General features: G+C 53.6%; 14 protein-coding genes. 9 read left to right on the top strand and 5 right to left on the bottom strand.

What is annotated here, in order from left to right:
- Window positions 1–31 precede the first annotated feature (31 nt).
- The 3 genes from AC07WB_RS00160 (at window position 32) to AC07WB_RS00150 (ending at window position 3,673) form a co-directional block, all read left to right on the top strand.
- The gene (locus AC07WB_RS00160) at window positions 32–1,315 is read left to right on the top strand and encodes an MFS transporter (protein WP_097095462.1); all 1,284 of its coding nucleotides are present in this window, start codon (window positions 32–34) and stop codon (window positions 1,313–1,315) included.
- A gap of 50 nt (window positions 1,316–1,365) precedes the next feature.
- Window positions 1,366–2,340, top strand: a complete 975-nt coding sequence (gene ghrB, locus AC07WB_RS00155; protein WP_494939857.1) for a glyoxylate/hydroxypyruvate reductase GhrB — start codon at window positions 1,366–1,368, stop codon at window positions 2,338–2,340.
- Between the two features lie 82 nt (window positions 2,341–2,422).
- A complete protein-coding gene (locus AC07WB_RS00150) occupies window positions 2,423–3,673 on the top strand; it encodes a valine--pyruvate transaminase (protein WP_097095464.1) in 1,251 nt (416 codons plus the stop codon).
- A 49-nt stretch (window positions 3,674–3,722) separates the two neighbouring features.
- On the opposite strand, the gene AC07WB_RS00145 is transcribed toward AC07WB_RS00150, so the two are convergent.
- From AC07WB_RS00145 to AC07WB_RS00125, 5 genes are all read right to left on the bottom strand, one after another.
- Window positions 3,723–5,846 (bottom strand): peptidase domain-containing ABC transporter, encoded by a 2,124-nt coding sequence (locus AC07WB_RS00145; protein WP_494939856.1) that lies wholly within the window; start codon window positions 5,844–5,846, stop codon window positions 3,723–3,725.
- Entirely contained in the window at window positions 5,839–7,113 is a 1,275-nt protein-coding gene (locus AC07WB_RS00140; protein ID WP_494939855.1) for an HlyD family secretion protein, read from the bottom strand. Before AC07WB_RS00140 ends, AC07WB_RS00145 begins: the two co-directional genes overlap by 8 nt.
- A gap of 22 nt (window positions 7,114–7,135) precedes the next feature.
- Entirely contained in the window at window positions 7,136–7,786 is a 651-nt protein-coding gene (locus AC07WB_RS00135) for a CPBP family intramembrane glutamic endopeptidase (RefSeq protein ID WP_494939854.1), read from the bottom strand.
- 291 nt (window positions 7,787–8,077) lie between these two features.
- Window positions 8,078–8,416, bottom strand: a complete 339-nt coding sequence (locus AC07WB_RS00130) for a hypothetical protein (protein ID WP_345827606.1) — start codon at window positions 8,414–8,416, stop codon at window positions 8,078–8,080.
- Between the two features lie 377 nt (window positions 8,417–8,793).
- On the bottom strand, window positions 8,794–10,230 hold the full coding sequence (locus AC07WB_RS00125) for an aminotransferase-like domain-containing protein (RefSeq protein WP_097095470.1): 1,437 nt from the start codon (window positions 10,228–10,230) through the stop codon (window positions 8,794–8,796).
- Window positions 10,231–10,420: 190 nt separating this feature from the next.
- Between AC07WB_RS00125 and AC07WB_RS00120 the strand changes: the two genes are divergently transcribed.
- From AC07WB_RS00120 to AC07WB_RS00095, 6 genes are read left to right on the top strand one after another with little or no spacing between them, the layout of a single operon-like run.
- Window positions 10,421–11,887: a hypothetical protein gene (locus tag AC07WB_RS00120; protein WP_494939853.1), complete on the top strand. Its 1,467-nt coding sequence runs from the start codon at window positions 10,421–10,423 to the stop codon at window positions 11,885–11,887.
- A gap of 17 nt (window positions 11,888–11,904) precedes the next feature.
- Window positions 11,905–13,182: an ATP-grasp domain-containing protein gene (locus tag AC07WB_RS00115; RefSeq protein ID WP_400458613.1), complete on the top strand. Its 1,278-nt coding sequence runs from the start codon at window positions 11,905–11,907 to the stop codon at window positions 13,180–13,182.
- Window positions 13,170–13,877: a class II glutamine amidotransferase gene (locus tag AC07WB_RS00110; protein WP_097095473.1), complete on the top strand. Its 708-nt coding sequence runs from the start codon at window positions 13,170–13,172 to the stop codon at window positions 13,875–13,877. Before AC07WB_RS00115 ends, AC07WB_RS00110 begins: the two co-directional genes overlap by 13 nt.
- A 5-nt stretch (window positions 13,878–13,882) precedes the next feature.
- Entirely contained in the window at window positions 13,883–14,683 is an 801-nt protein-coding gene (locus tag AC07WB_RS00105; RefSeq protein WP_097097619.1) for a 2OG-Fe(II)-dependent halogenase WelO5 family protein, read from the top strand.
- 27 nt (window positions 14,684–14,710) lie between these two features.
- The gene (locus AC07WB_RS00100) at window positions 14,711–15,211 is read left to right on the top strand and encodes a YbaK/EbsC family protein (protein ID WP_097095474.1); all 501 of its coding nucleotides are present in this window, start codon (window positions 14,711–14,713) and stop codon (window positions 15,209–15,211) included.
- Window positions 15,212–15,232: 21 nt separating this feature from the next.
- Entirely contained in the window at window positions 15,233–16,138 is a 906-nt protein-coding gene (locus AC07WB_RS00095; RefSeq protein ID WP_097095475.1) for an EamA family transporter, read from the top strand.
- Window positions 16,139–16,167: the final 29 nt, after the last annotated feature.

Below are 16,167 nucleotides of genomic sequence, written 5' to 3'. Positions count from 1 at the left end.
AATGCGCCCACCTCAACCAGAGGAGTCACCCATGAAATCGCAGACAATCGCGCCAAAACGCTGGTGGTTTATCATGCCCATCGTGTTTATCACCTACAGTCTGGCGTATCTGGACCGGGCGAACTTCAGCTTCGCCTCTGCCGCAGGGATTAATGAAGATCTCGGCATCACCAAAGGCATGTCATCGCTGCTGGGCGCCCTGTTCTTCCTCGGCTACTTCTTCTTCCAGATCCCCGGCGCGCTGTATGCCGAACGCCGCAGCGTTAAGAAACTGATTTTCTGGTGCCTGATTTTATGGGGCGGCTGCGCCTCGCTGACCGGCATCGTCAGTAACATCCCGATGCTGGCGGCGATTCGCTTTGTGCTCGGCGTGGTGGAAGCGGCGGTGATGCCAGCAATGCTGATCTATATCAGCAACTGGTTTACCAAATCAGAGCGTTCGCGCGCCAATACTTTCCTGATTCTCGGTAATCCGGTCACGGTGCTGTGGATGTCGGTGGTTTCTGGCTATCTGATTGAATCCTTTGGCTGGCGCGAAATGTTTATCTTTGAAGGCATCCCGGCGGTCATCTGGGCGGTGGCCTGGTGGTTTATGGTGCAGGACAAACCTGCGCAGGCCAAATGGATGAGCGAAAGCGAGAAAGCGGCGCTGCAGGCGCAGCTGCAAAAAGAGCAGGAAGGCATTAAAGCGGTACGTAACTATGGTGAAGCGTTCCGCAATCGCAACGTCATCCTGCTGTGCCTGCAATATTTTGCCTGGAGCATCGGCGTGTACGGCTTCGTACTGTGGTTGCCATCCATTCTGCGCAATGGTTCGCAGATGGGTATGGTGGAAGCCGGTTGGCTTTCTGCCGTGCCGTATCTGGTGGCGACCATTGCGATGATCGTGGTGTCGTGGGCGTCCGATAAAACCCAGAACCGTAAACTGTTTGTCTGGCCGCTGCTGCTGATTGGCGCGCTGGCTTTCCTCGGTTCGTATCTGGTCGGTTCCAGCAACTTCTGGCTGTCGTATACGCTGCTGGTGATCGCCGGTGGTGCGATGTATGCACCGTACGGCCCCTTCTTCGCCATCATTCCCGAGATGCTGCCGCGCAACGTCGCCGGCGGGGCTATGGCATTGATAAACAGTATGGGCGCGCTCGGTTCCTTCATTGGATCGTGGATTGTAGGCTATCTTAATGGGGCTACCGGCAGCCCTGCTGCCTCCTACATTTTCATGGGTGCAGCGCTGCTGGCTTCGGTTTGGCTAACGCTTGTCGTAAAACCCGCCCAGAACAAAACCTCGCCGCCCGTCCACGGGGCGAAGCACGCGTAATCGATTCGGGAGGCCGCAAGGCCTCCCCAACATTTTAAAGGGAGCAAAAGATGAAACCTGCTGTGATTCTGTATAAGAGCCTGCCAGATGACCTGCGCGCCAAGCTGGACGATCATTTCTCCGTCACTGAAGTAGATGATATTTCTGCGGAAACTATCCAGCAGCACAAGGCACAGTTCGAACAGGCGCAAGGTTTACTTGGCTCTGGCGGCAAAGTGAATGGCGATCTGCTAGCAAAAATGCCCGCGCTGCGCGCCTGCTCAACCGTATCGGTGGGATACGATAATTTTGATGTCGATGCACTGAATCAACGCAACGTATTACTGATGCATACGCCAACCGTGCTGACCGAAACCGTCGCCGATACCATGATGGCGCTGGTATTAAGCACTGCACGTCGTGTTACCGAGCTGGATAAGTGGGTGAAGGGCGGCGAATGGAAAGCGAGTATTGGCCCGGATCATTTCGGCATTGATGTGCACCACAAAACCCTCGGTATTCTTGGCATGGGCCGCATCGGTCTGGCGCTGGCGCAACGAGCACATTTCGGCTTCGGTATGAATATTCTCTACAATGCGCGCCGTCAGCATGAAGAAGCCGAAACCCGCTTTGGCGCGCGCGCCTGCGATCTCGAAACCTTGCTGAAAGAGAGTGATTTTGTCTGCATCAGCCTGCCGTTAACCGAACAGACGCACCATATGATTGGCGCGGCGCAGCTCAAGCTGATGAAGCCAAGTGCAATCCTGATCAATGCCGGTCGCGGCCCGGTAGTCGATGAGCAGGCGCTGACCGCCGCACTGAAAGACGGCACAATTCATGCCGCTGGGCTTGATGTTTTCGAAGTTGAGCCGGTGCCTGCCGATGCCGAGATTTTAACGCTGCCAAACGTGGTGGCCCTGCCACACATTGGGTCTGCCACCCATGAAACCCGTTATGGCATGGCGCGCGACGCGGTTGATAATCTGATTGCAGCCCTAAGCGGTAAAGTGGAGAAAAACTGCGTGAACCCACAGATCCAACGCTAAGCCGGCTGCTTTACCCATTGCGCCTGCCAGCGGCGGGCGCTATGGTGGTTCCCCATTCGATTTCACAACGTTTTAACTTCCTATGTCCTTTTCTCAGTTCGGCGACAAATTTACTCAACATTCCGGCATCTCCCGTCTGATGGAAGACATGGGTGAAGGCCTGCGCACGCCCGGTACCATCATGCTGGGCGGCGGTAATCCGGCGCAAATCCCGGCGATGAACGACTACTTCCATCAACTGCTGCTGCAGATGCATCAGGACGGCAAGCTGAGCGAAGCGCTGTGTAACTACGACGGCCCGCGCGGCAAAGCGCTGCTGCTGGAAGCGCTGGCGAAGATGCTGCGTGAGGAACTCGGCTGGCCGTTAACCGCGCAAAATATTGCGCTGACCAACGGCAGCCAGAGTGCGTTTTTCTATCTCTTTAATCTGTTCGCCGGACGTCGCGCCGATGGCAGCAAAAAACGCGTGCTGTTCCCGTTAGCGCCGGAATATCTTGGCTACGCCGATGCCGGACTGGAAGAGGATCTGTTTGTCTCCGCCAAACCGAACATTGAGCTGCTGCCGGAAGGCCAATTCAAATATCACGTCGATTTCGATCACCTGCCGCTGAATGATGATATCGGGCTGATCTGCGTTTCGCGTCCGACCAATCCGACCGGCAACGTGATCACCGATGACGAACTGCTGCAGCTCGATGCGTTGGCACAGCAGCACGGCGTTCCATTGCTGATTGATAACGCTTACGGCGTGCCGTTCCCGGGCATCATCTTTAGCGAAGCGCGACCGCTGTGGAACCCGAATACCATTCTGTGCATGAGCCTGTCGAAACTCGGCCTGCCGGGTGCGCGCTGTGGCATTATCGTCGCCGATGAAAGCACCATCGCCGCCATTGGTAACATGAACGGCATTATCAGCCTCGCGCCGGGCAGCATTGGGCCGGCGATTGCCAATGAGATGATCGTACGCGGAGATTTGCTGCGTCTGTCAGAAGAGGTAATTAAGCCGTTCTATCAGGCTAAAGTCAGCGAGACGATTGCCATTCTGCGCCGCTATTTGCCGGAAGATCGCTGTCTGATTCATAAACCTGAAGGCGCCATTTTCCTGTGGCTGTGGTTCCGCGATCTGCCTATTAGCACCGAAACGCTCTATCAGCGCCTGAAAGCGCGCGGCGTACTGATGGTGCCCGGCCACTTCTTCTTCCCCGGCCTGGAACATGAATGGCCGCATACCCATCAATGCATGCGCATGAACTACGTGCCGGATGCGCAGAAGATTGAGCGCGCGGTGCAAATTCTGGCGCAAGAGTTGGAAAACGCGTTTAACGGCGAGTAAAAAATTCCGCGTTGTAGCCAGGTTCGCCTGAATGCGTACCTGGCTCAGGTCAGTTGTAAGGTCTTAAATTACATGACTTTAGCGTAATAACTCTATCTGCTGATGCTATCGTGCTCTCTCTGTGTGCGATGATTACCCGCGTAATGCTCAGTTTTTTGATTGCCTGATTCACCATTGCTTCACTCTCTTTGTCCAGTGCGCTGGTGGCCTCGTCCAGAAATAGAATCGCAGGTTTCTTGTACAATGCCCGGGCGATGAACAACCGCTGCTTTTGCCCGCCAGACAGCCCTTCGCCCAATTCACCAATCAGCGTTTCATATCCCATTGGCATACGCGTAATAACCTCATGCAAATAGCTGGCTCGAGCACACTCCTTCATCCACGCTTCATCTATTTCCTCTGCAAAGCTGCAAATATTCTCCCGGACTGAGCCGCAGAACAGTTTATCGTCCTGCATCACGCAGGCGATCATCTTGTGATAGTTGTTGATACCGATTTGCTGGATATCAACGCCATCCACCTCGACACAGCCACTTGTAGGAGAAAATAAACCGCACAGTACTTTCAACAGCGTGGATTTTCCCGAACCGGACGAGCCGACAATCGCCACGCACTCTCCCGGTAAGATCGAAATGTTCAGTGCATCAAATATTGCCGGTGACTGGCTGTCGTAGCGGTAGCTCAGCGCATGGGTTACCAGCCCCATTGGTTGCAGTCTCGCTTCGTAGCAGAGCTCAGGTCTATAATTTTCCCGCGGGTGCAGAGCAATGTCGGCAATGCGCTCGTTATGCAGACTCATCATGCGTAGCTGCAGTAAAAATTCTGTCAGCGACCCAACGCGGTCTGAGAACTGTGCGCGAAAAACGCCAAATGCGACAAACATACCCATCGTTATCTGGTTATCGATCACGAGGAGGGTTCCCATCCACAGAACAACAACCTGATCGCAGGCGGCAATAAAGGTACTGATACCGCCAAACAGCATATCCATTTTGGTGACGCGAATACCGGTGTTAATTGAATCGATTTCGAGATTCAGCCAGTGGGAGACGCGGCGCTGAGCCATGCCCTGCATTTTGACGGCGGCAATGCCATAGAGTGTTTCCATAAAATACGAGCTGGCGCGCGCTTCCCTGACCAATAACTCTTCAGAAAGTTGCCGGTAATACTTGTAGGTTACCAGGCGCAGCAGAACATAAAAGGTGGTAAACGCTATCACGATCCAGGTCAGCCAGCCGCCATACAGGACCATCATCACCAGCACGCCAATCACCATGATGCTGTCCATAATGCCGCCAACGATGCTGGTAGTGAAGGTGCTGCGCAGCGTATCCAGTGAAGCGAATCGAGACTGAATATCACCCAACTTACGCCGTTCAAAGTAACCAAGCGGCAGGCGTACCAGATGATTGAACAGGCCGGATTGCCACTGCACGTTGATAAACGTTGCCATAACCAGCGCGGTCCAGGCACGTCCCATCCCCACGGCAGCACGCAGCAGGATAAAAAAGAGTAATCCAGCACAGATTAAGGTCAGTAAACCCCGATCGCCTGCGGGTATGGCGTGATCCATCACCAGCTGCGTGCCGACCGGCATCACAAGATTGATGGTCTCGAACACCAGTGATAAGCAAAGTATTTTGCCGAGTACGGTCTTGAGGCCGTGCACGCTAGCGATCAGAGTACGGAAGCTGATTTTGTTGTGGACGCTGTCGGCGGTAAATGTGCTGCCTGGGCAGGCTTCGAGCGCCACACCACTGAAATTTTTCGACAGCTCTGCGAAGCTGACCGTCCGGCGGCCGCGCGCCGGATCGTGTAGCACCACACCATTCCGCCGGATGCTTACCAGTACGACAAAATGGTTGAATTCCCAGTGCAAGATGCACGGTATCTTCAATGCGCCTAACTCGTCGATATCGAGTGATAGCGGTCGGGTGCTCAGCCCTAGCTGATCAGCTATGCCCGTCAGTGCCGACAGCGTAGTGCCGCGAGCCGAGAGGTTGAACTGCCGTCGCAGCGCTATCAAATCAACATTCTTGCCGTAGTATCCGCAGATCATTGCAAGGCAGGCCAGACCGCACTCGGCTGACTCGGTTTGGTGGATCATTGGGACACGGTGGCGCAGCCATAATTCCAGCTGACCGACCAGCGTTTTGCAGGTCAATCTACTCATTGACTGGCCCCATAACGCTGTGTTTCATGTCGTAGAACGGCGAAAACATCCACTGATATAGCCTCCTTTTTTCAAGGAACAGCGTGCTCTGTGCTTTAATGCCGTTCTCCAAACTCAGACGTTTACCGCCATACATAACAACCGGCTTTTCTGGCCTGACGATGACTTTGTAATAGGGGATCGCGGCAGTTAATGCCGATCGGGGTGCGCCCTGGTAGGTCAGCATTTCCTGCGGTGATGCGGGTGCTCTGGAGATGGCAGTAACGGTGCCAGCAAACTGACCAAATTTCTCCGCAGGGAAGGCTTCATAGCGAATATTGACCCGATCACCGAGGGTGAGATAAGGGATTGCGTCATTGGGCACCCACAACACCAGGGCGTAATGGTCGATAGTGTGAGGGAGAATTTGCAGCAAACTGTCGCCAGCGTTAACCATCTGTCCAACCGTAACGCTCAGCGAATCGATACGGCCAGCAGCCAGCGCTCGCACAATGATGGTTCCACCGGCATCAATGTTAAGTTGTTCTTTTTGCAATTCAAAACGCTGCAGTTCCATCTGGTAAATCTGATTGTCAAATTCTGCGCCCTGAGTATATATCTGGCTCTCCAACGCCGTGACTTGCAGCGCATTTTGATCATTCTGGCTTGATAGTCCGAGGAGATTATTTTGCTGTTGGTAATACAGTGCCACTTGGTTGGTAAGTTGATCTTTATTTACTAATCCCCGGAGCTGATAACGCCGATAGTTATCCATATTCTCCTTAATAATACCGATCCCTTCCTGGGCGCGGCGGAGGATGTCAGTAGAGCGCAATAACGCGCCGGCATACTGCTCTTTTTGTTTTTCCAGCGTGTCGAGAGTGGCTTTCTTGCTGCTTTCAAGCCGGCTAATAATCTGTGTAATACGTTCAAGCTGGTGATCAATATCCCGGCGTTGATTTTCACTGACCACGCCGTTGTGGGTAGTTTTGCTAACGTCTATTTGGTAAATGGGTGCACCCGTTTCAATCATCTGCCCTGCAGTAACGAACTGCTTAACCACGACACCCTGAACGCTGGAATAGACATTAGCTGCGCGAGGATAAGTGGATATTTCTCCCGTGACGTTGATCCGTCGGGTATAAGTGCTAGCAATAACAAAGGTCAGGAATAGAGTAATAAAAAAGAGAGACAGCCCCGCAATGAGCCAAAAAGGGATGCCGGGGAGCAGCAAGGCTCGACCGCGCCATTTCATTCTGTGATTCTCAACCGCTTCCTGGCGAAACAATTTAGTATTCCTTACTCATTTTTTAGTGGCCGAATAGATAATGTCCATTGACCACAATGCCGTTCATAAAAACATGCAGCAATACAGGTAATAATAATCCCTTTGACAAGACTCTCGCAGCAACCAGCGTTAAAGAAATAAGATAGAGAAGAAAGAAAGGCTTAAACCCAGAATACTGGGTGTGCAGCAGCGAAAAAATTAAGGACGTTACAAGCGCAGAAAATATTTTACTGTTAGAAAAAACAGTTAACGCGCCAAATAACCCGCCTCTGATGGCTATCTCTTCATAAACTGGCACCATCAAAATATAAGATATTTGCGTGAGAATAAGCGTATAGAGCGGTAGCGAAATCTGCTGATGACTGACAACGACTTCGCCTGTATTAAAAAGCACCTTTGGTATAACAAACTGGATTATTAAAATTAAAGAAAAAAACATAACAAATTGCATTAGTGTAAAATTACCGACACCGAACCCCTCTTTCTTCTTAAATTTAAATAGATAAACGGGCACAATTACAAAAAACTCAACTATAAAGCCATACGGTAAAAACAATTCAGACGCAATTAATTCTCTTCGATTGGGAAAGAGCAACGGAACAGCTGTCAGTAGAAACATCAGAAGAAAAAGAGATACGTTTAACAAACCTTCTTTTTTAGTGTTTGTTTCCATAAGCCTTTTCCCTTAGCATTATATCGTCATCATGACACTTTGTATTTTTTTGCTAAAAAACTGTTTACCTTATGAGCCAGAGCAACAAAGGATAATAATGAACTGATAATGACGACCAATTTTGACAACTCAGGTGGCGGGGTGTAAATGAAGAATTCTGCAACAACCCCAGCGCCACTAATAAATAAAAAACCAGTCATCAAAAACACAAAAAAAACAAAATTCTTGAATAAAAAGAACACGTCTAACTCCTATTCACCCGCTCGCAAATAAGGAGCGGGTGAGGGTTATCTATCGGCTGCAGGAACCGCCCATCCCACCTGAATTACAATTTCCAGAGGAATTACTGTTACCGTTATTATTACCGTTGCCACTGCCTGTGAAACAACCCCCGGCTATCGCGCCACCGACCATTCCCAGGCCTGCGCCGACGATTCCACCAGCGGCCCCAGCAATAGTGCCGCCAATGATGCCATTATTACAACCAACCACATAGCCACTGTTGTAACCAGAGCTACCTCCAGCGCCACCGTTATTGCTATTGTTTTTACTATTTGAGCCCCGAGGGGGATCGTTACGACCACCACCACCAGAAATGAAGCTCAGTAATTCTCTCTCAATTACTTTCATAAACAACTCCTTTGTTCAATGTTGTAATCCCACATACCTATTCAGCGAGGAGATTAATACCTCACTTTTTATTTCGTGCAAAGCGGTTTTTCTCGGAACTAATTAGCTTTTCTTGTAATAAAAATCCAATAAAATAGCGTATTGCTTGGCTAACTTATTGTTTTTAGGTTTAATTTAAATGACCTGGTTCGTGCTATTTTTTTGCGGCTTTATTGCTGGCAGATATCAAGATTAACGTTAATCAGAGCAATGAGCGTAGTTACTAAAATTAAAAGAAGTGTTTAATGAATCTATTAATTCGTAGATGAAGAGTAGCGACAAAGTCATTGTTCCTTTGCCGTTTATGCTATTAACGCGACCCTTTCCTCAGAGTATATTTACATCGCCGCTCCCAACGACAACTGGCACCACTGCCCCAGCTGCTGAATCGCCTGCTCCACTTCGGCATTCCAGCCAAAGCCGGCGTTGAGTCGGAAACAGTGATCGTAGCGGTCATCAGTGGCGAAAATATGCCCCGGTGCGATACCGATGCCTGCATTACGCGCCTTGAGAAACAGCGCGCGCACGTTCAACGCGCCCAATGGCATCTCCACCCATAACACATATCCTCCTTCGGGATCGGAGACGCGCGTGCCCGGCGGGAAGTAGCGCAGCACCGCCTGGCGCATGTGCTGGATTTGGTTTTTCAGCTCGCGCCGCAGCTTGCGCAGATGGGCGTCGTAGCCGCCGCTGCGCAGCAGTTCGGCAATTGCCGCCTGCGACAGCACCGAGGTTCCCATGCTGGTGGTGTATTTCAGCGAGGCGATTTTGCGCATGTAGTTGCTGCTGTGCACCCAGCCAATACGTATGCCGGGCGCGACGGTTTTCGAGAAGCCGCTGCACAAAATGGCATTTGGGCTGAAGGCGCGCATCGGGAACGGACGACGCTCGCCAAAGGCGGTATCGCCGAAAATATCATCTTCGATGATCACCACATCGTTCTCGTCGGCCTGGCGGGCGATATAGGCTTTCTGCTCGTTAGGAATGCTTTTGCCCAGCGGATTATTGATGTTGTTAATGGTGAGGTAGGCCTGCACCGCTTTGCGCTGAAATAGCGACGTCAGTTTTTCAACATTCACGTAGCCTGCAGGGCCAGCCTCCACTTCAATCACGCGTAGATTGAGGTTATGTAGCATTTGCAGCAGCACAAAATAGCAGGGCGATTCCACTGCGACGATATCGCCAGGCTGCGTCGTCGCGCGCAGCGCCAGAGAGATCGCTTCAATACAGCCATTGGTGATCAGGATGTCATCTGCACTGATATTGCAGCCATAATCCACCGCCCGGCGGGCAATTTCGGTTTTCAATGGCATATAACCGGTGCCTTTAACCGTATTCCCCAGCAGCGCCGGTTTGCTGTAACCCATCTGACGCATCAGCAAGCCGATTTTCTTGACCGGATAGAGTGAAATATCGCCGTTCGCCAGATCCAGCCGCACGCGACAGTCCGATCCCAGCATCGCCAGATGCAGTTCGGTTTGCTCGTCGAGCGGTGCAACGTCGCGCGCTTGCTCATTGATGACCGCCGGAAAAACATTATCGGCCTTGCGCGGCGCGACAAAAAACCCGGACTTCGGCCGCGCGACCGCGTAGTGCTCATCCTCAAGCGTACGTAATGTTTTTAGCGCAGTGGTCATACTGACACTGTGCTGCGTTGCCAGCGTGCGCACCGAAGGTAACCGGCTGTCGGGCGGCAGAGAACCACTATGAATGGCTTGTTTTATCTGTTCTGCAATTTGACGGTAACGACTGCCCTGTTCCGTTTCACCCGCCATCTGTTCCACCCTATTTCGTGATGATCTGTGCGTATTCACCAGATTACATTCAAAGTACTTTAGGCTGCATTAGTTAATTGAGAACCCTGCGCGCTGAAAAATTCATTCCGTAACCCCTTCGTGGCCCATTTCCGCTCGCTGCCGCCAGCAGGACAATTGCGATTTTCTTAGCCAAAGGATGAAGTGAAAAATGAATAATCTGTCCGCCATGATGAGAGAAATTGAAGAATATCTCACTGCCACGATTATCGACTCAGCCCAGCGTTGCTCGCACCGTCTGCTTGCCGCGTTACCCGATGCGGCCAATCCTGGAAACAATCGCGTACTGCTGGCTTATGGCGGCGGCAAAGACAGCAGCTATATGGTGGCGTATGTACGCTACATTCAGGGACTGATCTGGCAGCAGCACGGCAGCACGTTTCAGTTGCGCATCAGCACCAACCGCCATGCGGCGATGAACGACAGCGTGATGGAAAATATCGATCGCGTGTATCGCGCGTTGCATATCTTTGAAGATGACTTCACCGAATGTTTGGTAATCGATGGCCTGCAAATCCGCCCTTTCGATCGTCATTTGCCCATGCCAGACAGCGTACGTCAGCAGAATCGCAACGATGTGCTGATGAATGGCCACCGTTTCCGTGCCGATGCGCGCTCTACCTTTTGTAATGCCTGCAACCTCAGCATGGTGAACTCCTTTGGTTTGGCGGCGCATTATGACGGCGGCGTTGATGTGATCATCACCGGCGATTCACCGCAGGAACAAACCGCTTATCTGGCGTGGGCGCGCCATCTATCACGTCTGTTTAATGCACCGGTGGCGGATAAGTCACGCGGCTTTAGCGGCTTCCTGCAAACCTTAGATGGCGTCGCTGAGCGCTACTTTGCTGATATTTACGGCGCCGATCAGGTGACCCCCGCGCACCGTATTACCTGGCAGCTGGTGCGCGATCCGCTGTTCTTCAACATCTATCAAGACACCGCCTATGAAGCCGGCGCGCACTGGGCGCTGCTGACGGAATTTATGCATTTCCGCTTTGATGAGCTGATGTTCAGCTTTTCCGAATCGGACTGCGGCAACCCGACGTTAATGGCACATATTCGCGGTCTGCGTGCGGAGACGCTATTACAGCGTAGCTACGCCGAAGGCATTCGCGAATATGTGCGCTTTGCGCTTGGGTTAATGGTGAAAAAGGATTTCCCACCGCAGCTGATCGATGAAATGGCGGCACGTTATCAGGACGATGAAGCGATTAAACGCGCCCGTCAGCGCGCCGCGCAGTTCGCCGAGCAGGCTTTTGGTCTGAATGAAACCCAGCTGATTTGCATGATCTATTCGCCGTTTATCGCCGCAGGCCACCAGCTGAAAAACTGGCTGCAGCAGGTAGAGGATGCACCGGACGAAGCGGCAGTGCGCACGCTGCTGGGCGGCGATAACGACGATCTGCTGGTAGCGCAACAGCTGGAGCAGCTTTCTGGTTTAACCCTTACGCAAATGCGCCATTGCTGGCGCAGCGAGCAGGTGAGTTCACTGCTGGACAGCCAGCGCGGCGATGCGCTCTCACGCGTGCTGCGTTTTGATCCGCACAAAGCAGTGATTCAGGTGAATAACGGTGTGCTGCAAGACATCGTCACTGAAGTGATCTCCGGGCGTTAACCCGGTAAGGCAACGCGATGAGAAAGATTTTCCTGCAGATTGGCGCCACCCGCGATGGGCAAAATCCCTACTGCGCGGTGGCCAAACGCGAGGGCTATTTTACCGTGCTGGCGGAGATGGGCGATTTTGTCGATTACCAATCGCTAAGCATCCCGTTGCCGTTCGATCTGGTTGTGCGCCTCGATCGCCCGGAAAATCCGTGGGATGTGCTGCAGGCCTGTTTGCATGCCGGGTTAATGGAACATCCGCAGATCGTGCTGGCAGGCTTTGAGGCCTACAACACCAGCGCCGGGCGCGTGCGGGAGTTGCTGGCCGGGCCGGACGCCGCCAGGTGCTTTATTCCCCCGGATAAGTACGCTCAGCGCATGGCATTACGCAAAGCCTGGCAGCGGTTTCCGCAGCCGGAATTTCGCTTCTTCGCCTCACCGCTGAGCATCCGTGACGCGCGTGATGCCCTGCTCTATCCCTGCGTCGTCAAGCCCGTCGACGGCGGCGGCGGCCTGGGCATTTGGCTCGTCAAAGACGCGCAGCAGCTGGATGCGGTGATCAACAAGCTGGTCGATACCATGAATTACGGCGGTCGCGGCTTCAGCGGCTTTATCGTCGAGAGCTGGCTGGCTGGCGATGAGTACTCGCTGCAAGGTGTGGTGGCGGAAGGCCATGCGCTGGCGCTGACCTGCTGCCAAAAGGTGATCGAACATCACACCGATGCCGACGGCTGCGTCAGTTTTTACGAATCCGGCCATGTCGCCGTCGCGGCGCAGCAGCTGCCCGCCAGCTTCTCCAGCCTGATGAGCTTCTGCTGCGAAACCTTTGGCTATCGTCAGGGCGCGTTTCACATCGACTTCATTATGGTGAACGGCGAACCGCACTTTCTCGAAATGGGCTTTCGCCTCTCCGGCATGGGCGTGGTGAATCTGGTGCAGGAAGTCACCGGCATCAACTGGGCTGAAGTGGCGTTCCATATCGAAGCCGGTCACGGCCTGCCGCAGCTTGATTTCCCCGCCCAGCCGCCGGCGGTGGGGCGTGTACGTTTACGTCAGCGCCTGCAATATGACGCCGCAGAACGCTGGATCGCGCAGCAGCAGCGCGGTCAGCTGTTGCCGCCGCTCAATCTACCGGTGCTGGATGTCTCACCGCGATCTTCGCTGTATGCCGATCTAACCCGTCACGCCGGGATTCTGGCGACCTTTCGTCTTGCGGCAGAGAGCCGGGACGAGATTCTGGCGGTTTTCCATCAGATCCTCGACGTCTCATCGCTCACCACACAGAGAGATTTACTATGTGCAGAATGATTCTGGCGCACGGCCAATTTGATGCCGCCGCGGTGCTGGAGGCCGCACGCGCCATGAGCTGCGGCGAAACCGCCACGCATGAAGGACCGATCAAACAGCATCCCAACGGCTGGGGCTGTTTATGGCTGGAGCAAGGCCACATCCGCACGCTACACGGCACCGGCACCTTCGCCGATGCGCTGCCGGGCATTGATGTTGATCGCCTGCGCGGACGCTTTTTGGCAGTACATGTGCGCCACGCCACTTTAAGTAAGAATCAGGGTATCGAATTTTCCCATCCGCTGTGGCGCACCAGCGGCGAAACCCAGTGGTACATGATGCATAACGGGTTTTTGCCTACTGTGTATCAGCAATTAGGCATGGCCGCGTCGCGCTTCGATTCTGCCGAGTATCTTGAGTACATCGTTGATCGCGCCACGCCCGCTGATTTCACCCGCGACTATTTGCGCAACAAAATGGCGCAGGTGGCGCCAGGCGGCAGTTCGGCGAACGCAATTTTTGTTACCCGCGAAAAAGCCTGGGCATGGCAGTGGCATCCCGCTGATACACCCTATCCCAACTATTTCACGCTGCACCGTTTCCAAAACAACAACACGACATTTATCTCTTCTGAACCTATTTCGGCACTGGGCACGGCGTCTGAATGGCGCCGCATGAGCAACCATGAACTTCATGAATTTCCTTTAGGGGAGTGATCAACATGGCTATTTTCAATCAGATACGCGTTATAAACCCAGAAATGTTTGTGGAAAGTACCTGGCTGGACGACATCGTTACGGCACGCGTGCCGCTGCTGGTTTTACGCAACTTTCTAACGCCGGAGGTGCGCGAAGCCGTGGTGAACGATTTGCAACGCTGCCGCGAGCAGGTGCGCGTATCGCACTACCCCAATGGCGCGTTGACGACGCTCGGCCCTTATCTGGCGAAGCATACCGCCGCGCCGGAAAACTACTTCACCGAACTGCGCGATATCCAGCCGATGCTGCCGCCCTCGCTGCACTGCCTGCGCGATCAGATCTACCATTGGGTGAAACACGCCTTACGTCTGGAAAGCCTGCAAACCGCCAACGAGCCTGAGTTGGGCGATTACGCCGGTTCGATTGTGCGCTTCCACGCCAACGGCGTCGCCAATCCCCTGCATAACGACAATATCGTGCGTGATGCCGCCGGCAGCGGCCTGACCGTGACCGGGATCTTGCATCAGCTGAGCTGCGTGGTCTGTTTGCAGGAGTGCAACGCGGGCGGCAAGCTGCGCATCTTCAATAAGAAGTGGCAGCCTCTGGATGAGCGCTTCAAAACGCCGGGGGAACTCGGCTATCAAACCGCCGTGATTGAACACAGTGAAGTGTGTGAATTTTCACCGCGCAGTGGCGATATCTACCTGTTTAACCCGGCTTTTTATCATGAAATTGATCGTGTGGAAGGCGACACGCGCATCACCATGGGCTTTTTCTTTGGCCTGACCGACAAAAAAATGAAACACGCCATCGCCTGGAGTTAACGCCAGGTTTTAGACGAGGAGACGAGCATGAACAGTTTTGAAAAAGTGACGGCCCTGCTGGATCAGCATCAGGCGCGCTATCGCGTGGTGGAGCATGAAGCCATTGGCCAAACCGATCGAATTAGCGCCATTCGCGGTAACGATCTCAATCAGGCGGCCAAAGCGATGGTGCTGGAAGTGACGATGCCAGAGGGTGCCGATCCGCGCTATCTGCTGGCGATTGTGCCGGGTGACTGCAAGATCAACTTTAAAAGCGCCGCCCGCGCTATCGGCGGCAAGAAATCGAGCTTTGCTGCGCCTGAAAAGGCGCAGGAACTGACGCAGTGCGAGATGGGCGCGGTGCCGCCGTTTAGTTTTGATGACCGGCTGGCGCTGCGGGTTGATAATCGCCTGCGCGATGTTGGCACGCTGTGGTTTAACGCGGGTGCTCTGGATCGCTCTATGGCGTTACAGGTGGCTGATTTCTTCCGCGTTGTCGGTGAGGAATGTTGTGCCGAGATTGCGACACCGATGACGGCAACCGCCTGAATGCGGCAGTAAGGAAACGGTATGTCAGTAAAAGATATGTTGTTGGCCCTGTGTGTCGTGGTGGCGTGGGGCATCAATTTTGTGGTGATCAAGCTGGGTCTGCAGGGCATGCCGCCCTTTTTGCTGGCCGGACTGCGTTTTACCCTGGTGGCATTTCCGGCGATCTTCTTTGTGAAGCGTCCGGCGATTCCCCTGCGCTGGCTGGTGGTTTATGGCATGACCATTAGCTTCGGCCAGTTCGCCTTTCTGTTCCTTGCCATCAAGCTCGGCATGCCCGCGGGATTGGCGTCATTGGTATTGCAGGCGCAGGCATTTTTCACCCTGCTGCTCGGCGCGCTGTTCCTGGCGGAGAAGCTGCGCTGGAATCACATCGTCGGGATTTTAGTGGCGACGCTCGGCATGTTTATGCTGGCGACCGCCGGCATGGAGGGGCAAACCACCGCGGGCATCACGCTCACCACCATGATGCTGACGCTGGCTGCGGCGCTGTCGTGGGGCCTCGGGAACATCACCAACAAAATCATTTTGCGTAATCGCAGCGTGCCGGTGATGTCGCTGGTGGTATGGAGCGCGCTGGTTCCGGTCGTGCCGTTCTTTGCCTGCTCATGGCTGTTTGAGGGGGAAACGGTGATTGTCACCAGCCTGCTGCATATCTCGCTGCAAACCCTATTGGCGCTGATCTACCTCGCCTTTGTCGCCACCATCATGGGCTATGCGATTTGGGGCAATCTGCTCAGCCGCTACGAAACCTGGCGTATAGCGCCGCTCTCTTTGCTGGTACCGGTGGTGGGGATTCTCAGCGCTGCGTTGATTCTGAATGAGACCCTGTCGCTACGGCAGATGATCGGCGTTTCCGTGATCATTCTCGGCCTGCTGGTCAATGTATTTGGCGGGATGGTGACGCAGCGATTAGCGGTGCGCACCTAAACAAAAACGCCGCATCTCTGCGGCGTTTT

This window comes from Pantoea sp. GW821-FHT03E06 (assembly GCF_059420725.1).
Note: the sequence above shows the minus strand (reverse complement) of the source record. Positions and strands in the feature narration are given on the sequence as shown.